Annotated in this window: 21 protein-coding genes; 15 read left to right on the forward strand and 6 right to left on the reverse strand. The window is 62.0% G+C overall.

Annotation, left to right across the window (positions count from 1 at the left end):
- Positions 1–79 precede the first annotated feature (79 nt).
- Positions 80–865 (forward strand): creatininase family protein, encoded by a 786-nt coding sequence (locus FYJ74_RS03845; RefSeq protein ID WP_154528277.1) that lies wholly within the window; start codon positions 80–82, stop codon positions 863–865.
- Complete coding sequence (locus tag FYJ74_RS03850) at positions 859–2,496, forward strand: M28 family peptidase (RefSeq protein ID WP_154528278.1); 1,638 nt, start codon at positions 859–861, stop codon at positions 2,494–2,496. The genes FYJ74_RS03845 and FYJ74_RS03850 overlap by 7 nt, the downstream gene beginning before the upstream one ends.
- A gap of 146 nt (positions 2,497–2,642) precedes the next feature.
- Here the strand turns inward: FYJ74_RS03850 and FYJ74_RS03855 are convergent, their stop codons facing one another.
- Positions 2,643–3,767 carry a metallophosphoesterase gene (locus tag FYJ74_RS03855; RefSeq protein WP_154528279.1) on the reverse strand — a complete coding sequence of 375 codons (1,125 nt, stop codon included), beginning with the start codon at positions 3,765–3,767 and terminating at the stop codon, positions 2,643–2,645.
- 279 nt (positions 3,768–4,046) lie between these two features.
- On the opposite strand from FYJ74_RS03855, the gene FYJ74_RS03860 reads away from it, so the two are divergent.
- From FYJ74_RS03860 to holA, 5 genes are all read left to right on the forward strand, one after another.
- Complete coding sequence (locus FYJ74_RS03860) at positions 4,047–4,472, forward strand: OmpH family outer membrane protein (RefSeq protein ID WP_154528280.1); 426 nt, start codon at positions 4,047–4,049, stop codon at positions 4,470–4,472.
- A 118-nt stretch (positions 4,473–4,590) separates the two neighbouring features.
- Positions 4,591–5,085, forward strand: a complete 495-nt coding sequence (locus FYJ74_RS03865) for an adenosine-specific kinase (protein WP_154528281.1) — start codon at positions 4,591–4,593, stop codon at positions 5,083–5,085.
- 27 nt (positions 5,086–5,112) lie between these two features.
- Complete coding sequence (radA, locus tag FYJ74_RS03870; protein WP_154528282.1) at positions 5,113–6,468, forward strand: DNA repair protein RadA; 1,356 nt, start codon at positions 5,113–5,115, stop codon at positions 6,466–6,468.
- A 93-nt stretch (positions 6,469–6,561) separates the two neighbouring features.
- Positions 6,562–9,072 carry a leucine--tRNA ligase gene (gene leuS, locus FYJ74_RS03875; RefSeq protein ID WP_154528283.1) on the forward strand — a complete coding sequence of 837 codons (2,511 nt, stop codon included), beginning with the start codon at positions 6,562–6,564 and terminating at the stop codon, positions 9,070–9,072.
- Entirely contained in the window at positions 9,073–9,987 is a 915-nt protein-coding gene (holA, locus tag FYJ74_RS03880; protein ID WP_154528284.1) for a DNA polymerase III subunit delta, read from the forward strand.
- Positions 9,988–10,068: 81 nt separating this feature from the next.
- Here holA and rpsT read toward each other — a convergent pair whose 3' ends face one another.
- A complete protein-coding gene (gene rpsT, locus FYJ74_RS03885) occupies positions 10,069–10,350 on the reverse strand; it encodes a 30S ribosomal protein S20 (protein WP_078017157.1) in 282 nt (93 codons plus the stop codon).
- A 193-nt stretch (positions 10,351–10,543) separates the two neighbouring features.
- Between rpsT and FYJ74_RS03890 the strand changes: the two genes are divergently transcribed.
- The 6 genes from FYJ74_RS03890 (at position 10,544) to FYJ74_RS03915 (ending at position 15,188) form a co-directional block, all read left to right on the forward strand.
- Positions 10,544–12,484, forward strand: a complete 1,941-nt coding sequence (locus FYJ74_RS03890) for an ATP-dependent DNA helicase (protein ID WP_154528285.1) — start codon at positions 10,544–10,546, stop codon at positions 12,482–12,484.
- Between the two features lie 110 nt (positions 12,485–12,594).
- Positions 12,595–12,729 carry a 50S ribosomal protein L34 gene (gene rpmH, locus FYJ74_RS03895; protein WP_009166225.1) on the forward strand — a complete coding sequence of 45 codons (135 nt, stop codon included), beginning with the start codon at positions 12,595–12,597 and terminating at the stop codon, positions 12,727–12,729.
- A 10-nt stretch (positions 12,730–12,739) separates the two neighbouring features.
- Positions 12,740–13,117 (forward strand): ribonuclease P protein component, encoded by a 378-nt coding sequence (locus tag FYJ74_RS03900; RefSeq protein WP_154528286.1) that lies wholly within the window; start codon positions 12,740–12,742, stop codon positions 13,115–13,117.
- Positions 13,098–13,352, forward strand: a complete 255-nt coding sequence (gene yidD, locus FYJ74_RS03905) for a membrane protein insertion efficiency factor YidD (RefSeq protein ID WP_320634422.1) — start codon at positions 13,098–13,100, stop codon at positions 13,350–13,352. The genes FYJ74_RS03900 and yidD overlap by 20 nt, the downstream gene beginning before the upstream one ends.
- A gap of 43 nt (positions 13,353–13,395) precedes the next feature.
- A complete protein-coding gene (locus FYJ74_RS03910; protein WP_154528287.1) occupies positions 13,396–14,322 on the forward strand; it encodes a YidC/Oxa1 family membrane protein insertase in 927 nt (308 codons plus the stop codon).
- A 29-nt stretch (positions 14,323–14,351) separates the two neighbouring features.
- The gene (locus FYJ74_RS03915) at positions 14,352–15,188 is read left to right on the forward strand and encodes a Jag family protein (RefSeq protein ID WP_154528288.1); all 837 of its coding nucleotides are present in this window, start codon (positions 14,352–14,354) and stop codon (positions 15,186–15,188) included.
- A gap of 82 nt (positions 15,189–15,270) precedes the next feature.
- Here FYJ74_RS03915 and FYJ74_RS03920 read toward each other — a convergent pair whose 3' ends face one another.
- Entirely contained in the window at positions 15,271–17,172 is a 1,902-nt protein-coding gene (locus FYJ74_RS03920) for a S9 family peptidase (RefSeq protein ID WP_229769330.1), read from the reverse strand.
- A 234-nt stretch (positions 17,173–17,406) separates the two neighbouring features.
- On the opposite strand from FYJ74_RS03920, the gene FYJ74_RS03925 reads away from it, so the two are divergent.
- Positions 17,407–18,342 carry a bifunctional enoyl-CoA hydratase/phosphate acetyltransferase gene (locus tag FYJ74_RS03925; protein ID WP_154528289.1) on the forward strand — a complete coding sequence of 312 codons (936 nt, stop codon included), beginning with the start codon at positions 17,407–17,409 and terminating at the stop codon, positions 18,340–18,342.
- 103 nt (positions 18,343–18,445) lie between these two features.
- Entirely contained in the window at positions 18,446–19,480 is a 1,035-nt protein-coding gene (locus tag FYJ74_RS03930) for a threonine aldolase family protein (RefSeq protein ID WP_154528290.1), read from the forward strand.
- 105 nt (positions 19,481–19,585) lie between these two features.
- Here the strand turns inward: FYJ74_RS03930 and FYJ74_RS03935 are convergent, their stop codons facing one another.
- From FYJ74_RS03935 to FYJ74_RS03945, 3 genes are read right to left on the reverse strand one after another with little or no spacing between them, the layout of a single operon-like run.
- The gene (locus tag FYJ74_RS03935) at positions 19,586–20,722 is read right to left on the reverse strand and encodes a hypothetical protein (RefSeq protein ID WP_154528291.1); all 1,137 of its coding nucleotides are present in this window, start codon (positions 20,720–20,722) and stop codon (positions 19,586–19,588) included.
- 19 nt (positions 20,723–20,741) lie between these two features.
- Positions 20,742–22,067, reverse strand: a complete 1,326-nt coding sequence (locus tag FYJ74_RS03940; RefSeq protein WP_154528292.1) for a hypothetical protein — start codon at positions 22,065–22,067, stop codon at positions 20,742–20,744.
- A gap of 56 nt (positions 22,068–22,123) precedes the next feature.
- On the reverse strand, positions 22,124–23,908 hold the full coding sequence (locus tag FYJ74_RS03945; RefSeq protein ID WP_154528293.1) for a hypothetical protein: 1,785 nt from the start codon (positions 23,906–23,908) through the stop codon (positions 22,124–22,126).
- Positions 23,909–24,097: the final 189 nt, after the last annotated feature.

Genomic DNA, 24,097 nt, shown 5'->3' on the forward strand with positions numbered 1-24,097 from the left:
GAGGTTCCCGCCGCGGCCGACCGGCGCGCGGCGGGGATCTCTCCTTGCTTTTGTTCGGGAAGTACGGGAGGAATTGAAAATGTATCTGGCTTCGATGACGTGGTACGAGTTCCGCGAAGCGGCTTCCGACGATCTGCTGGCGTTGGTCCCGCTGGGAAGCACCGAGCAGCACGGCTCCATCGGCCCGCTGGGAACCGATTTCACGATCCCGGAAGAGATGGCGCGCCGGCTCGAAGCGCGCTCTCCCGACCGTCTGGTCGTGCTGCCGGCGATGCCCTACGGCGTGTGTCCCTATCACACGGAGTTCAGCGGCACGATCGACATCGGCACGGCGGCGCTGCAGTCGGTGATGACGAGCGTCGCCGAGCATCTGATGAACGCCGGCGTGCGCCGGTTCGCCTTTCTCAACGGACACGGCGGCAACGATCCTGCGCTTGAAGCGGCGTGCCTGCGGATCTACGAACGCGGCGGGCTGGGGGCGATCCTGGACTGGTGGACGATCGCCCGCGAGCTCGATCCCCGGTGGGGCGGCGGCCACGGCGGCGGTCAGGAGGCGGCGGTGATGATGGCGCTGCGCCCCGACTGGGTGCGCAAGGAAAAGAACTTCGTCCCCGAGGAGATCCGGTCCCTGACGCCGGAGCTGAAAAGCACGTACGGCAACGCCATTACTTTCAGGGGCGCGACGGTGAAGATCATCCGCTCGACGGCGGCGTTCACCAAGACCGGTACCTTCGGCGGCGACGACGACGGCTGCGCCAAGGCCAATCCCGAATGGGGACGCCAGATTTTCGAAGGCACGGTTCGCTATCTGAGCGATTTCGTGGAGGAGTTTCTGAAAGCTCCTCTGCCGGCGGCGAAATGCTGACGTCCGCGGAACGCGACCTTCTTGGCGCGATCGATCACGGCCGCGTCTGGAAGGACGTCGAAACGATCGCCGCTTTTGACCGCCGGTCGGGGCGCGAGGGCGAGGCGAAGGCGGCGGACTTTATCGCCGAACGCCTCAACCGCGCCGGCGTGAAATGGACATTGCACCGTTATCCCGTCTGGCTCAGCGATCCCGTCTCGGCGCGGCTGACCTTGATCGACGCGGACGGAAGCGAGCGCCGCCTGCCGTGCAAGACGTGGAGCTTCTGTGCTTCGACGCGCGAGCCCGTGCGGGGGACGCCGGTCTTTGTCGAAAAGACGGAACTGCTGCACAATCCGCTCGACCTTCTGGCCGCGCGCGGCGCCCCGCGCGAGCGCGACTTGTTGGGAAAGATCGTCGTCGCGCGCACCGCGTCGCCGGTCGCGGCCATGGACGCGCAGGACCGCGGCGCGGCGGCGCTGGTCTGCGTCTGGGAACAGGGCGACGAAACGCTGATCCACGAGGGCAACGTCAATTTTATCTGGGGACAGCCCGACCCATGGGAAAGTTCGCTTTATCCCGCGCTGCCGGTCGCGGTCATGCCGCGCGGCGAGGGCGAGGAACTGATTCGCCGCGCCAGAGGCGGAGAGGCGGTTCTCGAACTCGAAACGCGAGTGGAGAGCGGCTGCCGCGATATACCCGTGCTCGAAGCCGACCTGCCCGGCGAAAGCGAGGAGTATGTGCTGCTGGGCAACCATCTGGATTCGTGGCATTACGGCGCCTGCGACAACGCCACCGGCAACGCCGTCGCGCTCGCGATGGCCGGACTTTTCGCCGGACGACCGCTGGCGCGGGGAATCAAGATCTGCTGGTGGTCAGGACACTCGAACGGCCGCTACGCCGGCTCGTCGGCCTTCGCCGCGGACAATTTCGATTCGCTGCAGCGCCGCTGTCTGGCGCTGTGCAACGCCGACATGCCGGGGCTGCGCGGCGCGGACGACTTCGCGCGCGGCTCTTCGGGGCCGGACCTGCGCGGTCTGTACGCTTCCGTCGTCGCCGACGCGACCGGTCAGATCCTGCGCCCCGGCGGCTTCGTGACGGGCTGGGACCTGTCGTTCAAGAACATCGGCGTTTCCAGCTGCATGAGCTGGAGCTCGACGCTGCCCGACGGTTCGCCGGACGGCACGGCGAACAGCTTCATGAGCTGGTGGTGGCATACGGAAGAGGACGTGATGGAACACGTCGATGCCGGCGTCATGAAGCAGGATGCGCGACTTTACGCGCTGGCGCTGAGCCGCCTGGCGTCGCCCGAAAAATTCCCCTTCAACGTGTCGGCCTTGGCCGCGGTGCTGGAACGGGAGCTGGCCCGCTATGAAGACACGGAAGACCTGCGCGCGCGGCTGCAAGAACTGCCGCTATCGCGGATAGAACCCCTGCGCGCCACGCGGCTTTTGAACCGCGCGCTGTACGCCTTCAAGGACGCGCAGCAGCAGGATTGGGCTCTGCCGCTTGATTGGCTGCCGGGACTGTCCCTGGCGCAGAAAGCTTCTCCGCGCGGCGGGCGGGCGAAACTGATGATTCAGGCATTCCGGCGCGGACAGATCAACCGTCTCGGCGATCTGGTCTGCGCGCTGGAGAGCCTGGCGTCGTAGTCGTTGAGAGAAGACGGTTTTCAACGAAGAAGCCGAACGATTTTTTTTTCAATCGGCGAAGAGAATCAGAGAGACGAAAGAGAAGCGCGTTTTCGCGATCGTTTCAACCGCGGAAGCGCGCTTCTTTAGTTTTTTTTGCCGCGAGATCATGGGGCGGCGCGGAGCGTAAGCAGCGTGATTTCGGCGGGATCCATGAGCCGCAGCGGAAAACCGCTCCAGAGCGACGTGCCGGGGCTGTTGAACAGTTTCATGCCGCCGACGTCGTACCATCCCTTGACGAAGCCGCCGTTGAACCGGGCGACGAGCCGGTCGAGCCCCGGCATCATGCCGCCGTGCGTGTGCCCCGACACCTGCAGGGCTACGCCGCGGGCCGCGTTTTCGCGCGCCGCCTCGGGGCGGTGGGCCATGAGGATGACCGGAACGCCGCGAGGCGCGCCGGCCAGCGCTTTGTCCGGATCGGGCGCGGCGTAGCCCAGGCGCCCTCCCTGCTGGTCGGAAACTCCGGCCAGCACCAGCCGTCCTGCGCCGCGGATCAGCACACGATGCTCGTTTTCCAGCATCGTGACGCCGAACTCGCGCAGCTGCTTCATCCAGGCGTCGAAGCCCGAATAGTATTCGTGGTTGCCCGACGAGCCGAAAACGCCCAGCGGCGCTTTCAGCTGCGCCAGCGGCTCCAGATCCGCCCTGCGCTGGCTGACCAGCCCGTCGACGAAATCGCCGGGCATCAGGATCAGGTCGGGCTTGAGCGCCATCGTTTTGTCGACGATGGCCTGGATCAGAGGGCGGCGGTTCAGCGCGCTGGCATGAAGGTCGACGAGCAGCGCCACCCTGAGCCCCTCGAACTCGGGAGCCAGCCCGCGGATCGTCACGGGGCGCTCGGCGACGTCCGGCACGCGGATCGCCTCCCACGTGCCGTAAAAGGTCAGCGCCGCGGCGAGGGCGAAGACGAGCAGCGAGGCCCCCGCGGCGGGAAACGGGCGGTGGACGCAGAGTTTCCACAGCAGCCAGGCCGCGTCCTTGATCAGCAGCAGAAACAGCGCCACGATCAGCAGATTGTAAAGCAGCGAGCCCGCGATCATGACCCAGCGCGGCAGATCGGGGGCGAAGAACATGCCGCCGCCCAGCCGCTGGTAGATGGAGTTTTTGAAAGCTCCCGCCAGCAGCAGCGCCGCGGCGGCCAGCTTGCCCCAGAGAGGGAGCCGCAGCGGCCAGATCATGCTGAACGTTTCGTACAGGAAAATAACGCCCGAAATTGCGATGATGATGCGCACAGAGAACCTCCGTCACTTTTGATCGTCTATGGCGGCCGGAACCGGGACGGCCGAAAACCTCGAATAATTTAACACTGGAAGTCCGCTTCTGGTCAAGTGTCGTTTTTTTATGGGCGTTTTCGAGGCGTTCATGAGCACCATTGTGAGTTGATGGTAAAATCCGGACATTGCCGTAGGACGGCGATAAATATATTGTTGTTTTCAACGGTCTGGACGGAATCGCGTCTTTGCAGTACAATGACCACGTCAAAACAGACTGAACCAAGGAGGAATTACCAAATGAAGAAGTTTTTCCGTGTCTCTACGCTGCTTGCAGCTCTGACGCTGGTCATCGCCGGCGCGGCTTACGCCGATACGAAGATCGGCGTGGCCGACATGCAGAGGATCCTTTTCAATCATCCCAACTTCGCGCAGGTCAGCAAGAGAATCGAAGCGGTGTATCGTTCCAAGGAACAGGAGCTGAAAAGCGCTCTCGAAAAGGTCACCGACAAGAAGAAAGGCGCCGAGACGATCGAAGCCAAACGCCGCGAAGCCGCGCAGGAAGAGATGAAGCTCAAGGAGCCCATCTACAAGGAGATCCGCCAGGCCGTCCGCACCGTGGCCAAGAACAAGGGCTGCGACGTGGTTCTCGATTCCCAGGCCGTTCAGTTCGGCGGCGTTGACCTCACCGCCGACGTCATCAATGAGTTGAAGAAAAAGAAGTAGCTCCGGTACAAAAAATATCCTGCGTCCTTCGGCGCGGGATATTTTTTGTCGCGATTTTACGGCTGACGTTGTATGATTGAACAAGCTCTCAAAAATGCTTGAAATGGAGGAGAATACAATGGCGGACATTCAGTGGCACATCGTACAGGCGGAATTTCCCTCGGACTGCAACGTGATCGTCGGGCAGAGCCACTTCATCAAGACGGCGGAAGATCTTTACGAGGTCATGGCGACCTCGGCGCCGGGCATGGAGTTCGGCGTAGCCTTCTGCGAAGCGTCGGGCGACTGCAAGATCCGTTACGAAGGCAATAATCAGGAGATGGTCGATCTGGCCGTCAGGAACGCCCGGGCGATCGCCTGCGGGCACACGTTTTTTATCATATTGCGCAAGGCGTATCCGCTCAACGTGCTGGACCGCATCAAAAACTGTCAGGAAGTGTGCCGCGTTTTCGCGGCGACGGCCAACCCGCTGCAGATCATCGTCGCCCAAACCGAACAGGGACGCGGTATTGCCGGCGTGATCGACGGCTTCCCGCCGGCGGGCGTCGAAACGGCGGAAGATATCGAGGCGCGCCGCGATCTGCTGAACCGGATCATCGGCTACAAGCGTTAGCGCGCCGTCAGAGGCGAAGGAGGAACCATGGCGAAAAAAGACGGCAAGCGGTACAGCTGCATTGAGTGCGGCTATGTTTCCCTGGTCCCTTCGGGCAAGTGCCCGCGCTGCGGCGCCTGGGGCACCTTGGAAGAAGAGATTCCCGTCGCGCCCAGCATGGCGGCCGCCGGCACGGCGAAGATCCTCACGCCGGTGGACATCAGCACGCTGGAGCCGCCTCGGCGGCTTGCCTCCGGATTCGGCGAACTGGACCGCGTGCTGGGCGGCGGCTGGGTGCCCGGCGGCGTCGTGCTGCTGGGCGGTCAGCCCGGCATCGGCAAATCGACGCTGCTGCTGCAGGTCTGCGGTCACATTTCGTCAACTGGGCGCCGCGTGCTCTACATCTCCGGCGAAGAGTCGCCGTCGCAGCTGGGGCTGCGCGCCAAACGACTAAAGATTCTTCACGACGGGCTCGACGTCTGTTGTCACACGGTCATCGACGACGCGCTGGCGCTGGCGAAAGACCACAGCCTGATCGTCGTGGACAGCGTCCAGGCCATGCGCACCTCGCAGGCCGAAGGCTGGCCGGGCACGCCCACGCAGGTGCGCGCCACGGCGCAGGTTTGTGTCAACTACGCCAAAGAGCACGGCATTCCCATGGTGCTCGTCGGGCACATCACCAAGGAAGGGCGCATCGCCGGCCCCATGCTGCTGGAGCACATGGTGGACGCGGTGGTCATGTTCGCCGACGACAATTCGTCGGTGTACCGCACGCTGCGGGCCAGCAAGAACCGCTACGGCGGCACCGACGAGATGGGCATTTTCGAGATGCGCAGCGACGGCTTGGCGGAAGTGCCCGATCCCAGCTATCTCTATTGGAATCGTTCCGACGGGGCGGTATCCGGCGTCGTCATGACCGTGATCATGGAAGGCTCGCGGCCGCTTGTGGCGGAGATCCAGACGCTGGCGAGCGAAAGCAGCTTCGCCTACCCCAAGCGCGCCGGCATCGGTCTTGGCGCCAACAAGATCGGCATGCTGCTGGCCGTGTTGCAGAGCCGCTGCGCTCTGCCCTCGTTGCGCGACGACATTTACTGCAACGTCGCCGGCGGGCTGGAGATCCACGATCCCGGCGCCGATTTGGCGCTGGCGGCGTCGATGGCTTCGGCGCTGACGGGGCGGAACGTCCTGTCCGAGTGCTGCCTGATCGGCGAGGTCGGACTGGCCGGCGAAGTGCGTCCCGTTTCCGGTTTGGCGCAGAGATTGCGCGAGGCGGCCCGTTTGGGCTTTAAACGCGCCGTGGTCAGCTCCCGCGAGGAGAAGCCGCGGCTCGACGCCGAAATCGAACTGATTCGCGTGCTTTCGGTCGGCGAAGCGCTGGCCCGCGCCAGTGTGGTTGAGCCATAGTTTTTCAAAATTTTGTGAACAGATCCCGAAAAACTGCTATAATCGCAGTGATTTTTTCTTGTGCGCAAGAATTTTCGAGGAGGAAGCTTCTGCATGGAATACGATTTCAAGTCAATTGAGAAAAAATGGCAAGACTACTGGGACGAGCACAAAACTTTCAAGACGTTCGAAGATCCCGCGGTGCCTGACGACAAACGCCGCTACGTGCTGGACATGTTCCCTTATCCTTCGGGAGCCGGGCTTCACGTGGGACATCCCGAAGGTTATACGGCGACGGATATTTATTGCCGCTATCTGCGCATGAACGGCTACAATGTGCTTCACCCGATGGGATTCGACTCTTTCGGACTGCCGGCCGAGAACTACGCCATCAAGACGGGCACTCATCCCAAGGTGACGACGGAGAGGAACATCGACATTTTCCGCGCTCAGATCAAATCGTTGGGGTTCAGCTACGACTGGGATCGCGAGGTCTCCACCTGCGATCCCGAATATTATAAATGGACGCAGTGGCTGTTTTTGCAAATATTCAAGAAAGGGCTGGCTTACGAGGCACAGATTCCCATCAACTGGTGTCCTTCCTGCCAGACGGGACTGGCCAACGAGGAAGTCAAGGAAGGACATTGCGAACGCTGCGGTCATCAAGTGCATCGCCGTAACCTGCGTCAATGGGTTCTGAAGATCACGGATTACGCCGAGCGCCTGTTGAACGATGTGGACAAGCTCGACTGGCCCGAACCGATCAAGATCATGCAGCGCAACTGGATCGGCAAGAGCGTCGGCGCTGAAGTGACCTTCGAGATCGAGGGCGGGCACGGCGATCTCAAGGTTTACACGACTCGCCCCGACACGCTTTTCGGCGTCACCTACATGGTGCTGTCGCCGGAGCATCCGCTGGTGGAGAAGATCACGACCTCAGAGTGTCGCGAAGCGGTGCGGGAATACGTGAGCGAGGCTTCGCTCAAATCGGAGCTCGAACGGACGGAGCTGAACAAAGAAAAAACCGGCGTCTTCACGGGCGCGTATGCGGTCAACCCGCTGAACGAGCAGCGCGTGCCGATCTGGATCTCCGACTACGTGCTGATTTCCTACGGCACCGGCGCCATCATGGCCGTGCCGGCGCACGACGGTCGCGACTGGGAGTTCGCCAAGAAATTCGGCCTGCCCATCGTCGAAGTCCTGAAAGGCAACGTGGACGTGCAGGAAGAAGTTTACGAAGGCGACGGTCCCCACGTCAATTCCGGTTTCCTCGACGGTCTTGGCATGCAGGAGGCAATCGATACGGTCATTGCGTGGCTGGAAGAGCATGGCAAAGGCAAAAAAGCCGTCAACTACAAGCTGCGCGACTGGATCTTCTCGCGCCAGCGCTACTGGGGCGAACCCATGCCGCTGATCCATTGCCCGCATTGCGGCACCGTGCCCGTTCCCGAGGAGCAGCTGCCTCTGCTGCTGCCCGAGGTGAAGAAGTACGAGCCGACCGGTACCGGCGAATCGCCGCTGGCCAACGTGGAAGAATGGGTGAATACGACCTGCCCCGTCTGCGGGGCTCCCGCTCGGCGCGAGACCAACACCATGCCTCAGTGGGCCGGTTCGTGCTGGTACTATTTGCGCTTCCTTGACCCGCACAACGACAAGGAATTCGCGGCCCGCGACACCATCGACTACTGGATGCCGGTCGACCTGTACGTCGGCGGCGCCGAACACGCCGTGCTGCATCTGCTGTACGCCCGTTTCTGGCACAAAGTGTTCTACGATCTCGGCCTGGTCAACACGGACGAGCCGTTTGCCCGCCTCGTCAACCAAGGCATGATCACGTCTTTCGCCTATCAGCGTCCCGACAAATCTTTGGTCGCCGTGGATCAGGTGGAGGAGCCCGCTCCCGACTCGTTTGTCGAAAAGGGGACCGGCGTGAAGCTGGAGCGCGTCGTCGCCAAGATGTCGAAGTCGCTCAAGAACGTCATCAACCCCGACGAGATCGTCAAGAGCTATGGCGCCGATTCGCTGCGGCTGTACGAGATGTTCATGGGGCCGCTGCAGATGTCCAAACCCTGGTCCACGCAGGGGCTTCAGGGCGTGTACCGTTTCCTCGAGAGGGTGTGGAAGCTGGGCGAAAAGCCCGTCAGCGACGGACCGTTGCCGGCCGAACTGGAGAAGACTCTGCACCGGACCATCAAGAAGGTGAGCGACGATACGGCGGCGCTGAACTTCAACACCGCCATCTCGCAGATGATGGTGCTGGTCAACGACGCCAGCAAGGCCGACGTGTGCTACCGCGGCATGATGGACGTCTTTGCCCGTTTGCTGTCGCCTTATGCGCCGCATCTTGCCGAAGAACTGTGGGCTAAAATCGGCAATAAACCGTGCGTGTCGTTGGCCAAATGGCCGGAGTATGACGAGAGATTGACTGTCAGCGAGACGGTGACGGTCCCCGTGCAGTTCAGCGGCAAAGTGCGCGAGAAACTCGAACTGCCGGCCGGGTTGGACAGGGACGCGCTGCTGGCTGCCGTCATGGCCGACGAGGCGGTCAAAAAACGCCTCGAGGGCAAGACGATCGTCAAGACCATCATCGTTCCCGGAAAGCTGGTCAACCTGGTGGTGAAGTAAATGCCCGCGCTGGTGCTCATCGCGGCGCCGGCGGGCGCTCAGCCCCGTCTTCGCGCGGAAACGCTCTCCGCTTACGAAAAGAAAGGCTACGTGCTGGACCGGCGTCTGGAAACGGCCGCGTGGCCTGAGCTGTTCGAAGAGGCTCTGACGCCGAGCCTCTTTGTCCCCCGGCGGATTTTCGAGGTCGACGACGGCCGGTCGCTGGGCGTTTTGCCCGACAAGTACAAAAAATATGTCGAGCGCGGCGACGCCGACGTGATCTTTCTGATCCATTCCGACAAATCTTTGCAGAAGGAATTGGGCGACGTTTTCGAAACGGCCTTTTCCGTACCCTATGAAACGGCGCCTTATTGGCCGAGCCAGCGCGTCGGCTGGCTGCAGAGGATTGCCCGCGCTTCGGGCTGTACGCTGGACGCCGCGGCGGCGGCGCTGCTGGCGGAGTGGATCGAAGACGAAGAAGAGCTGCGCAGCGAGGTGGACAAGCTGGCCAAAGCGGCGCCGAACAAGCGCATCACGGTGCAACAGGTCAATTCCCTTTCCATGGACGAAGGCGGCAAAGGCGTGCTCAACCTGCTCGACGCCGTCGCCAAGGCCGACGTCGCCGCTGCCGTGAAAAATCTCGCGATCCTGCGCGAGGAAGGCGAACTGATCCCCGCGCTTGCGGCGGTACATAAGCGCGTGCGCGGCGCCATGTTCGCGGCTCGCTTGGGCGATGCCGGAGCGGGAGCGGTGCATCTCACCAATTTTCAGACAAAAACGGCCCGCGCCATGGCGCAGACCTACGGTCCCGAACTCCTGTCACTGTGGCTGGGCGAGCTGATCCGCCTGTCCTGGAGCGAGCGCAGCGGCGAGGGCGAAGGCTGGGAAGGGCTGGAAAAGCTTCTTCTCGCCGTCATGTCCCGCGCCGCGGGATAAAAGCCGAAATCGGAAAAACAAAAAATGCCGCCGGAAGACGTTCATTCATCTTTCGGCGGCATTTTTTATGGTCGGTGAAGCTTATTCGGCGGGCTTTTCGGCGGAGAGGGACTTGACCTTCGCAGTCATCAGGGCCTTTCTGCGGGCGGCTGTATTGCGATGGAGCACGCCTTTGACAACGGCTTTGTCGAACACGGACTGGGCCGCGTTGAGCTGGAGCACGGCGGCTTCGGCGTCACCGTTCTGGACGGTGGCGAGGACCTTTTTCATGGCGGTCTTGCAGCGGCTCTTCCAGTAGCGGTTGTAAAGGCGGTTTCTCTCAGAAGTGCGGACGCGCTTGATAGCGGACTTCTTGTTGGGCATTCGGTTCACCTCCTCCGGTTAAACGATAAGAATTCTACCACGGACCGTGGTTTATTCGCAACAGACAAATGATATTCTACCAGAAAAACAATAAAATGGAAATGTGGGCCAAACGGTGCAAGTCGTTGTAAAATATCTTTTCGGAGCGCTTTGAAAAACTCCGCCTATTCTAACAGAAAAACACGGTGATCGCATGGAAGATTTTTTCGGTCCCGAAGGGATTCTCAACGCGCGCCTTCCAAATTTCGAATATCGCCGGCAGCAGCGCGAACTGGCTGAAAAAATAGAGAATTTTTTGCAGTCGGACCGGCGTCTTCTGGCGGCGGAAGCGCCGACGGGCGTCGGCAAAACCTACGCGATGCTGGTCCCCGCCATGCGCTGGGCGGCCGCGAACAACAGCACCGTACTGGTGCTCACGTCGGGCATCACGCTGCAGGAACAGCTGATCTACAAGGACATTCCCGCGCTGCTGGACGTGCTGGGGCTCGACCTGCCGTATGGGCTGCTCAAAGGCCGCGGCAACTATGCCTGCATCCGCAAAGCCCGCGAGATCGGCGCGGAAGGTTTTCTCGACTTCGGCGGCGATAAGGGGCAAGCTTCGCGCGACATCAGCGGCTGGCTTTATGCCACCGAAACGGGCGACCTGAGCGAGCTGAGCTTGGGCGACACCCATCCGGCCCGCGAGCGCATCGCCTCGTCTTATCTGACCTGTCTCGGTCCTTATTGCCCGCATCACGAGCGCTGTTTCTATAACAAGGTGATACGCAACCTGTCGCATTGGCGTGTCATCGTCGCCAACTATCACGTCTATTTCTCCTACGTGCTGGGGCAGCGCAAGCCCTTTCCGGCCCCTTTCGGGCTGCTGATCTGCGACGAGGCGCATAAGATGGAGGACGCGGCCCGTGCGGTCACGCAGGTGGGCGTCGACGCGCGGGACTGGCAGCGTCTTCTGCGGCGCGCGCCCCGCCTCGACAAGGTGGAGGCGTCTCTGCTGCGCAGCGTGGACTGCCCGGCCGATCGTTTTGCCGAGGAAGTGGCCGATCTGAGCCGGGTCTTTGAGAGCGTTTTCGATCAGCTTGCCGCGCTGCTGCCCGACGGGAAAAGTTTCACGGCCTATCCGCCGGAGCTGAAAAACGACACGGCCGAGCTGCTGGTCAAATGCGACCGGATCATCGGCCATCTGGACGAACTTCAGGAAGCGGCCGCCGGCGGCGGGCACGACGCGAACGCCCTGCGGGACGACGGCGGGATCGCCGTCTGGAACGGCGAACTGACGGCGTTCCGCGACTCGCTGCGCTGGTGCTACGACACGCAGAACTATCCCGAGTGGGCCTATTGGCGCGAGGGCGGCAGCCTGAAGAGCTCCTGTGTGAACGGCGGCGACCTGATCCCGCCGGCCTTCGACGACGATGAGATAAAAGTCGTCGCCCTGTCGGCGACGATGACGGTGGACAATTCGTTCGAGTATTGGGCCAACGAGACGGGGCTGGCCCCCGACGAGACGGCGGTGCTCGATTCGCCGTTCGATCTGTCTTCGCTGATGGAGATCGACGTCGTCGATCTGGGGATGCCGGTGATGTCGCCGGGCTACGCCGACGCGGTGGCGCGGGTGTGCCGCAAATACGCGCGCGAAAACGGCGGCGCGACGCTGATCCTGCTCTCGTCGCGGCGGCTGCTGACGGCCGTTTCCGCTTATCTGAAGATGAACGCTGAAAAGGATCGGCTGAATATCCTCGTGCAGGGCGACCTGCCGCGCACGGAACTGCTGGAACTGTTCAAGGAAAACGAGCGCAGCGTGCTGGTGGGCATGGCGTCGTTCCGCGAGGGCATCGACGTGCCCGGCGAGGCGCTCACGCAGGTGATCATCGACCGCATTCCTTTTCCCCATCCCGACGATCCCGTCGGCGAGGCGCGCGCCAAACTGGAGGGCCGCGAAAATTTCGTCAAGGTGGTGCTGCCCAGCGCCAAAATGCAGCTGCGCCAGGCGGCGGGGCGGCTGATCCGCTCCGGCGCCGATCGGGGGCGCGTGGTGATCCTCGACGGGCGCATCGTGACCCGCCCCGACTGGAAAATATTGAACAGCCTGCCGGCGGTCCCTGTAAAAAAATACCGCCTGGTCGGCGCTCGTAAATGAATTTGCGTATTTACAACTTCGCCCCGGATGTGATATAGTTCGAGGGCTGAATTGACTATCCAGAAAAGTATTTTCATGCTGGAGTTCCTAAATTAGGAGGTGTACATCGGATGAAGCAGACTTTTCAGCCTCACGTCAGATCGCGCAAGAGGGGCATGGGATTCCTCGCCCGTTCCCGGTCCCACGGCGGACGCGGCGTGCTCGCCGCGCGTCGCGCCAAAGGCCGCAAGCGCCTGGCCGTCTAATCCGCAAGCCTTGGTCTTCCCATATCCCGCTTCATTACGGCTTAAACAGGGCTGGGAATACGACACACTATTCCGCACCGGCAGTCGTTTAAAAGGCAGGCTGGTGCGGTTGTTGTTTGTTAAGGCGCCTGACGGTAAAACGCGCTTCGCCATGGCGGTCGGCAAAAAGGCGGCCAAAGCGCACCTGCGCAACCGCGGCCGCCGTGTGCTCAAGGAATCGCTGCGCCGTCTCCATCCCTGGATGAAAGAGGGCTGGTGGTTCGCCTGCATGCTGAACGAGCAGGGGCTTCGGGCGAAAGCCGACGAGGTGTATGCCGATCTTGGCGCTTTGTTGAAGCGCAAAGGCTTTATGAAAGATGACTGGCCCGGTGCGATCTGGTATCAGTAGATTTTTCGTCTGGCTTTTGGTGTTGCCGATCCGCGGCTACAAGCGCTGGATCTCGCCGCTGCTGGGCCATCGCTGCCGTTTTTATCCCAGCTGTTCAAGCTACGCCGTCGAAGCGCTGAAAGTTCACGGCCCCGTCAAAGGGCTGGCGCTCGCCGTCTGGCGGCTGCTCCGCTGCGGCCCCTGGAGCGAGGGCGGTTTCGACCCGGTGCCGCCGGCGCGGAAAAAACGTTTCTGACCATTCTTATGGTTTATAAAATTTCTGAGAAGGTGACGGAATCTTGTGGAAAGCTCTGAGTGATTATCTTTTTCAGTTTTTGAACCTCCTTTACAGCATGACCGGCAACTGGGGCTGGGCTATCGTCGCCCTGACGGTGATCGTCCGCCTGGTGCTGCATCCCCTGAACGCCAAGCAGATGCGCAGCATGCAGCAGATGCAGCGTCTTCAGCCTCGTCTCAAGGTGCTTCAGGAAAAATACGCCAATGACCGCGATACCCTCAGCCGCGAGACGATGGCGCTCTACAAGGAGAACAAGGTCAATCCGGCTTCGGGCTGTCTGCCGCTGATCATCCAGCTGCCGATCCTGATCCTGCTGTTCAACGTGCTGCGCGACGCCAGCGCTCAGTTCGGCGAAGCCACTTTCTGCGGCGTGCCTCTGGCCGGCACGGTGCTTTCCTCGATTGCCAAGGCGGTCGGTTTCAGCGGCGATCCTCTGACGGCCGGTTTCATGGACACGTGCCGCGCCATCGGCGCCAATCCCGCGGGACTTTCCGCCGTCGGCGTCTGGCTGCCGATTACGTTCCTGCTGCTGTTCATCGTCTTTTTGACTTGGTACCAGCAGAAGCTCAGCGCGCAGGGCAATCCGCAGATGGCGACGATGAACATCGTCATGCCCATCTTCATGGGGTTCATCTGCCTTTCCATGCCCGGCGGACTGCTCCTTTACTGGATGCTGTCCTCGCTGTTCGCCGTGATCCAGCAGTGGTTCACGGTGCACAAGGTGGCTAAAGAGGAGAAGCCCGTCCTGTTCAAGGACAAGCCCCGCGAGGGCGAGGCGCCCGCTCAGAAGGCCGTCTTTGCGCCCCGTCCCGTCAGAGAAAAACGCCCCGCTTCCAAGCGCGAGCTCGGGGAAATCCCCTCCGCCGCCGTGCAGAGCGGTGAAGCTTACGATGATTTCAGCGACTTCATCCCCAAACGGCATAAGTAAGGCCTGACACCGAAGGAGGTTCCCGCACGATGGAAGAAAACATTCTGAAGACTCAGGACGACGAAGTGCTGGTGCTGGAAGTTTCCTCGGAAGACGAGGCGCGCGACCGCGCCGCGTCTCATTGGAACATCGCCAGGGAAGATGTGCTCCTCACCATCGTCGGCGAAGAGAAAAAACTCTTCGGACTTTTCGGCCGCAAGCTGAAGGTCGAAGCGCGCCGCCCCGCCGTCCCCGCGGCGGGACCGGCGAAAGCGGCCGAAGCGAACGGCGGATTTGTCGTTTTGCTTGAAAGAGTCCTGAAGGCGGCGGGGCTTGACCTCGAAGTCAATGTCCAGTCCGACGGCTCGGTCAACCTCTCCGGCCCCGACAGCCGCATCCTGCTGGCCGGCCGTCAGGGCGAGGGACTGAAAGCCCTCGATTACATCGTCAACCTGATGGCCCGCAACGACGGTCCCGTGCCTCACGTGCGCATCGACTGCGAGGGATTCCGCCGCAAGCGCGAGAAGGATCTTGAGCGCATCGCCATGGACGCCGCCAAGGAAGCGATGAAGACGCGGCGCACCGTGTACCTTCAGCCCATGTCCAGCTGGGAGCGCCGCATCGTCCATCTGACCCTGCGCGAAAGCGCCAACGTGGAAACTCATTCCATCGGCGTCGAACCCGGCCGCAAAGTGGCCGTCCGCCTGATCAGCGGCGGACGCCCCGAGCGCCGTTACGAGAGTGAGGGCGAGGAGCGGCGCGAACGTCCCGACCGGCGGCACGGCGAACGCTCCGGCAGCCGCCGGCCCCGCCGCCGCCGTTCCAGCCGCCCGGACATTTCGCCGGCCGGGCAGTCTCGGGTTCCAACGGACGACAACGCAGAATAACAAAAAAACCCATCCCGATGTTTAAGGTATCGGGATGGATTTTTTTGTGCCCGTCTGTGGAAATGAAACGGCGAAAGAGGGGTCAGCCGGCAGTGCGTTCGAGCCTCAGATGCTCCGTCAGAAATGCGTCCATGGCGCGGTAGAAGTCGAAACGGTTTTCTTCGTTGTGGAAGCCGTGTCCCTCGTTGTCCTTGACCATGTACTGCACTTTCACTCCGCGGCGGCGCATGGCCTCGACCATGGCGTCGGACTGCGCCTTGACGACGCGGGGATCGTTGGCGCCCTGGGCGATGAACAGCGGTACGCTGATCCTGTCGGCGTGGAGCGCGGGCGAGGTGGCTTCGAACTGGGCTTTGTCCTTTTCGGGATGGCCGATGGTCTCGTACATCTGTTCGAGCAGCGGTTTCCAGTATTCGGGGATGGACTGGAAGAGCGTGAAGATGTTGCTGACGCCCACGTAATCGACGCCGCAGGCGTAGAGTTCGGGCGTCTTGATCAGCCCCATCAGCGTGGCGTAGCCGCCGTAGGAGCCGCCGTAAATGGCGATGCGCTTGGGATCGGCGATGCCCTGATCGATCAGCCATGTGACGCCGTCGGTGATGTCGTCCTGCTGTTTCAGTCCCCACTGTTTGAAGCCGGCCTCCCAGAAGGCTTTGCCGTAGCCGGTGGAGACGCGGTAATTGACCTGCAGCACGGCCAGGCCGCGGTTGGCAAGGAGCTGGGCTTCGGTGTCGTAGCCCCAAGTGTCGCGGGCTTCGGGGCCGCCGTGGACGACGACGATCGCGGGCAGATTTTTCGCTTCCACGCCGACGGGCAGCGTCAGATAGCCGTGAATGGTCAGTCCGTCGCGGGCTGAATAGCTGATCGGTTTCATCTCGGCGAGATATTCTTCCTTGAGCCACGGGTAGAAATCGGTGACCTGCGTAAAGGCGCCGGGCTGGTCTTTGTCGTAGTAATACAGCCGTCCGGGCACGCGGTCGGAGCCGACGGAAACGAACATGCGCTTTTCGTCCTTCGACATGTCGCTGACGCCGACGCGCAGGCCGGGGAACTGCGCCTGAAGCTTGTTGTAAAAGGTCTCGGCTTCCGTGTCGAAGTAGACGCGGTGCAGTTTGTCGGTGTAGTAGGTGGCGCCGAGCAGTTTTTTGTGCAGATTGGACCAGATGATGCCGCCGACGCCGGCTTCGTCGTTTTCATAGATCAGTTTCTGCGTGCCGGCGGCGGGATCGTACTCGAACAGCGCACCCTTGTCGCGGCCGATGTCGGAAATGACGTAGAGGCGTTTGTTGTCGGCCGTAAAGACCTGGGGCGAGACGCTGTCGCGGAAATCGGTCTCGAACAGCGTTTTCCACGGCAAGTTTTCGCTGTCGCGATAGAGCAGCCGCGTGGTGGTGCCCACGTATTCGGTGGCGAGGCGTAGTTTGCCGTCGTGGTCGGTGCCCCAGCCCACGATTGTGCCGGGATTCTCGGCGATCAGTTCAAGCGCCCCGGTGAGCACGTTCAGGCGGTAGACGTCGAAGACACGGCGGTCGCGTTTGTTCATTTCGATGAGGATGTGTTCGTCGTCCTCCTCGAGCTGGTCGACGATGCCGCTTTTGACGCCGTCGAACGGCGTCATGTCCCTGACGTCGGAGCCGTCTCTGGCGACGGAATAGATGTGGTGGTTCTCGTCGCCGCCCTTGTCCTGCATGTAGACGAGGCGGTCGTTGCTGACCCAGCCGTAGCCGGCGATGTCGCGTTCGGTGGCCGAAGTGACGCGCGTGCCTTCGCCCGATCCGAGCGCGTCGACGGCGGCGACGTAGACGTTCATGCGGCCTTTCCAAGGGGCCAGCCAGGCGTAGTGGAGCCCGTCGGGCGCGATCGTGAAGCGGGCCTTGTCCGGCAGACGGAAAAAGTCCTCAACGGGGATCAGCGGCGGGCGCTGGGCTGCGCCGGCGCTCGAGGCAAGCGTCAGCAGAGCGGCGATCAGAAGCAGAAATTTCAAAGCGATCAGTCCTTTCGATAGCGTTGAATTGGAAAACACCTTTGTAGTTTAGCAGAATCGGCGGGAAAGAACATGGCGAAACGCACAATATGGAATTTTTTTTGCGGCAGCCCGTCGAGGGGAGGATTTTGACTTTCGCCTTTCAATCTTTCGCCGCCGAGTGTATAATCGATACATAAAATCGCGTCAGAGGTCGCTTCTCCTGTGGCGCAAATCATCCAAGGGGGAATTTTTATGGAACAGCTTCGCAGTCTGAGCGCGCTTCTGGATTACGCCAAGCAGATCACCGCCGCCAAAGGTCCCAAATGCATCGCCGTCGCCAAGGCGGACGACCCCGGCCTGTTCGAGGCCATGGAAGACGCCCGCAAGGCCGGCATCGCCAAATTCACGATCACCGGCGAGCGCGCCAAGATCGAGGCCGCCGCGAAAGCCGCCGGCGCCGATCTGGCCGACTACAACGTGATCGAGTGCTCCGCCAGCGAGGCGGAAATGGCGATCAAGGCCGTCACCGAAGTTTCCTCCGGCAAGGCCGACATCTACATGAAGGGACAGCTGCACACCGCCAACTTCCTGCGCGGCATGCTGAACAAGGAAGTGGGCCTGCGCCGCGGCAAAAACACGATCTCCCACTGCTTCTTCCACCACATCAAGGGCTACGACCACCTGTTCTTCGTCACCGACGCCGCCTTCAACATGTATCCCGACGTGGCCCAGAAGGCCGACATCGTCCGCAACGCCGTACAGCTGGCCCATTCCTTCGGCATCGAGTGCCCCAAGGTCGCCTGCCTGGCCGCCGTTGAAGAAGTCAATCCCGACATGCCCGCCACGCTCGACGCCGCCGCTCTGACGGCCATGAACAACCGCAAGCAGATCAAGGGCTGCATCGTTGACGGCCCCTTCGCCCTCGACAACGCCGTCAGCGAAAAGTCCGCCCAGATCAAGGGCATCGACTCGCCCGTGGCCGGCAAAGCCGACATCCTGCTCGCGCCCAACATCGAGGCCGGCAACGCCCTGTTCAAGGCCATCGTTTACTTCTCCGAGAACGAAACGGCCGGCCTGATCATCGGCGCCGCCGCTCCGATCGTGCTTACCAGCCGCGCCGATTCGCCCCGCACCAAGCTGCTTTCCGTGGCAGCCGCCGTCGTTTTCGCCGACAGCCTCAAAAAGTAATTCCCGCGCGCCCCGCCGCGCTTTCCGAGCCGTCCGACGCCGCGCGTCGGACGGCTCTTTTGGGATTCGGAACAAAATTTTCTCCGCGCAAGGAGGAACCGATATGATCCGCTTCAACTGCGATTACAGCGAGGGCTGCCACCCCGCCGTCCTCGAAGCCCTGGTCCGCACCAACATGGAGCAGACGCCCGGCTACGGCGAAGATGCGCACTGCGAACGCGCCGCCGCGCTGATCCGAACCGCCTGCGCCGCGCCGGAGGCGGCCGTGCATTTCCTCGTCGGCGGCACGCAGGCCAACTTCGTCATGATCGCCGCGGCGCTGCGCCCGCATCAGGCCGCCGTCTGCGCCGGTACCGGGCACATCAACGTGCACGAAAGCGGCGCCGTGGAAGCGACCGGGCACAAGGTAATCGCCGTGCCGGGGACGAACGGCAAGATCTCGGCCGCCCAGGTGCGCGCGCTCGTCGAAAACCATTGGGATGACGTGACCCACGAGCACATGGCGCAGCCCAAGCTGGTCTACGTTTCCAACCCGACCGAGCTGGGCACGATCTACAGCCTGGCCGAGCTGACGGCGCTGCACGATCTGTGCCGCGAGAAAAATCTCTATCTCTATCTGGACGGCGCGCGCCTGGGCTACGCTCTGGCGGCCGCGGGCAACGACCTGACGCTGGCCGACGTCGCCCGCCTGACCGACGCCTTTTACATCGGCGGCACCAAAGTCGGCGCGCTGTTCGGCGAGGCTCTGGTCATTACCAACGAGGCGCTGAAGGAAGACTTCCGCTACATCGAAAAGCAGCGCGGCGCCATGCTCGCCAAGGGGCGCCTGCTGGGAGTGCAGTTCGAAACGCTCTTTACGGACGGTCTGTATCTGAAAATCTCCCGTCACGCCGTGGATATGGCCATGCTGATCCGCGACGCCTGCCGCGCCGAGGGCTGGGAATTCTTGGTGGAGTCGCCGACGAACCAGCAGTTCCCGATCGTTCCCGTCGAAGCGTTGAAAAAACTCGGCGAGAAGTACGCTTATTCGCCGTGGGCGAAAATCGACGGGCGGCGCGAGGCCGTGCGCTTCTGCACCAGCTGGGCGACCAGGGAAGAAGACGTTCGCGCGCTCGCCGCCGACATCGCCGGATCGTAGAAAATTTTGCCGACAGAATGTCCCGCGCGGAACGCAGGACGCCGCCTCGAAACGATAATCGAGGCGGCGTCTTTTTTGCGGTATATCGGAAAAACTTGGGCTTTTCTAATCGGCGTGCATCCTCTGCCAGCTGGGATCGCCGCGGTGCTGTTCGTCGAGCCGGTCGGCCATGCCGTTCCAGATCGCGCGCAGCTCCTCGACGGAACGGCGCAGCTTGCGCGCGTACACGGGGCCGCCGGTGGAACTGTACGAGGGATCGACCTTGAAGGCGTCGGGCGCGATGTTCTTGTTCATGCGCAGCGGGGTCAGTTCGGGATCGCGCAGGACGGCGATCTCGGCGATCACCTGGGCGGTCAGCTTGTCGACGTTGTCGAGGATCTGATAGTCGTCCACGCCTATGTTGCCGAGCGCGTCGGCGCCGGGCAGTTTCGACACGGCGTCTACGGCCTTGTCGTAGGAACTCCTGGCGGCTTTTTGCCGTCGATCCAGCTCCGCGAAGAGTTCCTCGCATTCTTTCAGCTTGGCGTCGCTGACGGCCATGACGTGATTGTCGATGATGCGGGCGAGATTGTTGATGCCGCTGGCGGCGCGTTTGCCGCCGGTGTTGACGTATTGAGAGAGGCCGGAATAAAGCAGCACGTCGTTGAAAAGATAATTGTTCGGGTACGCGCCGCTGCGGGAGGCGCGGCCGGAAATTCCCTGCCCGCCGCGCAGCGATTCCACCATGGAGAGAAAAGCCCGGTAAGCGACGTTGTACTCTCGAAGCGTCTCGGCGTACTCCGCATCGTACTTGCGAAACCACTCGAAAGACTCGTGGAGCCGGTTGGCGCGCAGCACCATGCTGTTGGCCATGATGACGGCGACGAGCTGGTTCATATATTGGTCGAGAGTAGATTTTTTGACGTAAGTGTAGTAGGCTTCGATGATTTCCTTGACGCGCTGGATGTTCTGAGCCGTGTCGCGGATGGCGGTCCGCTCGTCGAACATGTTGCGCGCCGTCGTGTAGACCTGGAAATTCTTGAGGGCAAATTCCATGGAGGGGTCTTTGAAGACCGTGCCGACGACCAGCGGATGGCGGATCGTGTGCATCTGCTCCAGCAAATCCATCGCGACTTTGAGGTTCAGTCCCTCGGGACTGACTTCCGGCATCGGGAGCCGAGGCGGATCCTGATCGGCCGCGGCGGGCTGCGCGGCAGCCGCCAGGCACAGAGCGAGAACGGCGATAACGGCGCGGAGTTTCATGGCGATCTCCTTTCTGCGGCTAGAAACGGAAGCCGATGTCGTAGACGAACCAGCGCCCGCCGTCCTGGCGGCGCAGGCGGTGCGGCTTGGGCGAGCCGACGACCTTGCCGTTGGCGTCCCAGGCGCGGGTTTCGACGACCGCTTCCTCGAGCTTCGTTCCGCTGGCTTTTTTGATGTCCGCGCGATCCTTTTCGTCGAGGAAGTAGTTGTCGAAGGTGTCCTTTTCGTCGAAGCCTTTGAGCACCTTAATCCTGGCCTTGCCGAAGGTGACGTGGACGTACTGGCTGTGGAAGCGGCGCTGGTGCAGGTCCCAGAAGAAGGTCGACTGTTCGCCGTCGATGTCCTTGCGGTCGGCGGACGGGTCGATGCAGCTGCAGTACAGCTTGAAATTTTTCTCCTTGATGGCGGTGACGAAGATCTCCATCAGCCGTTCCGGCGTCACGTCGTCGGGAACGCTTTTGACGCTGTACCAGCTTTCCTTGACGCGCTGCACGCTCTCTTCGCCGATGAAGACGCCCGACGATTCGTGGTTGGCGTCGTACAGTGCCATGCAGTGGTCGGGGACGTACAGCGCCACGGGCGTGACGACCCAGCCGAACTGGTAATTGCCGACTTTGTTCTCGCTGGCGTCGGGGATCTCCGAGGTGATGTCGGTGATCTTGCCCAGGATCGTCCAGTTCTGTACGTCTTCAAGATCGGTGTCGACCTGGCGGCGGAAGCGCTTGACGGCCTCGTAGGGGCCGAGCCAGGCGCGTCCGGAAATATCGACGAAGTAGTAGCCGGTGGAGGGCTTGCCGACGGCGATGTATTCGCCCGTGGCGCCGTAGAACTGTCCCTGCGGGTAGCGCGCGTTTTCGAGGACGACGTAGCGCCCCTGCAGGTCGTCGACGGAGACGGTCTTGTAATCGGGCGTGGGGAATATTTTTTCGATCGTCTCGGCGCGCTTTTCGCCGATCAGCTTTTCCCAGGCGGCCTTGCCGGCGGCGGCGATGTCTTTGCGCAGCGTTTCCTCGGTGCGCAGGTAGCTCGTCATCTCCGGCGTGATCTCCATAAAGTCGCCCTTGCTCTTTTTCAGCGCCACGCGGGCGCGCTCGAACAGCGCCTGCACCTGGGGATCGTTCGGGTATTTCTCGTGCAGCTCCTGCACGCGGCTCAGCGCGGCGTCCTTGCTGCGCCAGATCGTCTTCTCGCCGCCGCGCTCGCGCGCGACTTCCTGTTCGAACTCGCGCAGGTAATGTTCGGCGTAGCTGATCAGCTGCCGCTTGTCGGCCGCGGGCGCAGCCGCGGCCAGCGCGGCCCAGAGAACAATCGCGGCCAGCGCCGCGATTCTTTTCTTTTTCTTCATGATAAAATCACTTCCTTGCGATAAAAATTTAAAATCAGTCCTTCGCGCCCATTATATCAGGCGCAAAAATTTACGCCATCGCGGAGCGGGGATATTTTCTTCGTTGAAAAGATCATAACCGTTTCGCGACGGCCGCGCCTCACCCGAAGAGGTGATTCCGCGGCGGCGCTGCCGACGACCTGTTGGAACTGGCGCTTGGCGCGAGCTCTGATGCCGGCGCCTGGACCGGAAGCTTCTTCTTGCCGCTGCTCCGGGGCGGCATCGGGCCCCGCGGGCTTCTCCCCGTCGGCGGGGGCTCTCCGTTCTTCGCGCATTTTTTGGTCGAGCAGACGGCCGAACTGGGGTTCTCTGACGAACAGCTCGGCGTCGGCTCCGTCAGGGCCGGTCACGGTGATATTGAAGACGCCGAAAGCGTCTAGCGCGTCGACGGTTGCTTCGGCGGCGCGGCGTCGTTCAGCGTCCGCGCTCGGCGGCCCGAACCGGTCGATCAGTTTTTTCAGCTCGGTCCTGAGGGCGGGGAAATCCAAACTGAAGGCGAAATAGCCGGGCTTGGCCAGCGCGTTCCGAATATCGTCCGCCGGCGAGGGCGTCCGCTCCAGTTCGGCGCTGTTCTGAAAAGCGGCGATGAAGCCCCGCGGCGACGATGCGGCATAGCCGGAAAACAGCAGATTGTTCGACAGGCGCAGTCCCTGCCACTGCCCTTGGGCAAACGGCTCGGTCTTGACGGAGGCGCGGGATTCCGCCTGCTTTTGGAGAAGCCCCAGCAGCAGCTCGCAGACGCGCTGATTCGCGCCGCTCAGATGGAGGTAAAAGCCGGGGTAGGAGCCCAGCAAACCGCTGGAGCGCCCCGCTACAGCGACGGTGATGCGGCCGCGCAGCACTTCCGCCAGATCGCTCATGGTCAGGCCGAATTTTTCCAGCGCGGGGAGCAGCTTCTGGCGCAGCGAGCTGTCGAGAGCGTCTTCGCTCGGCAGCAGTTTTTCGACGCTCAGCAGCGCCAGTAGCGGTCCGCCGCCGACAAGAAGCGGCTTTTCCTGAACGGGAGGAAGCGCGTATCCCGGATGAGTGTCGGCGCTGCCTTTGGCGGCTTCGAACGCGACGATCTCGCTTGCGTTGCTCCACAGCCGGGCGCGGAGCGAACGCTCCGTGTCGCTGATGCCCACTTCGAACGCAAAGGGAGCTTTAAGGAATTTGTCGGGCAGGGCTCTTTGGCCGAACAAGAGCGGCAGCTGCGACTGCGGCAGAAAGAACGCGAAGCCGATGGGAGCCGGCGCGTGCTTCGGCTCCAGCGGCTCGGTATCCGGCACGGCGGCCATCGCTTCGAGCAGGGTGGAATCGTCCGAAGCGCCGACGATGAAGCGCTGCCCGCCGCGCCTCAGCAGCGCGATATAAACGGGCGACTCCTCGGAGCCGGCCACGGCCAAAGTCTCAAGCGTGGTTCCCGGAGGCGCCGCGCTCAGATGGAGAGGAAAGGTTGCGCTCCCGAAGGGCAGCTGAAATCCGTCGTCCAGCTCGACGGCGAAAACTCCCGTGCCGACGCTCCGCGCGCCGACGTCGTAGCGCCACCGGCCTTCGGCGCTGCCGGCGTGCAGGACCAGTTCGCGGAAGTCGGGATCCTCGTCCAATTCCATGGCGGCGGCCGCCGCTTTGCTGAAAATTTGTTCCAGCGGCCTCGCGCCGTCGTTGAAGAGAGCTTTTACGTTCTCGCAGCTCATGGAAAGACGGCTTTCTTCCTTGAAAAAAGGCGAAACCAGCTGCGCCGTGGTCACCGCCTCGGCGGGAACGGCCCACAGCGCAGCAGCGAGAAACAGCGGCGTTGTTCGGTACGATAGGAAAGACATGCGATCGCTCCTTTTATGTCGGATAGTCAACGCGGATGAGACGGACTCAATATAATGAAAATGTTTTCCGAAATCAAGCGCATTTTTGAAGACGCCGCGCGGCACGTTTTTGACGGGCCCATGCCGCTGTGGTAAAATGTCACGCTAACCGGCGAGGCGTTCACTTTCGGGAAAGTCTCGCGGGCGGCT

The sequence above is a fragment of the Pyramidobacter porci genome (assembly GCF_009695745.1).
In the GTDB taxonomy this organism is placed as follows: Bacteria; Synergistota; Synergistia; order Synergistales; family Dethiosulfovibrionaceae; genus Pyramidobacter; species Pyramidobacter porci.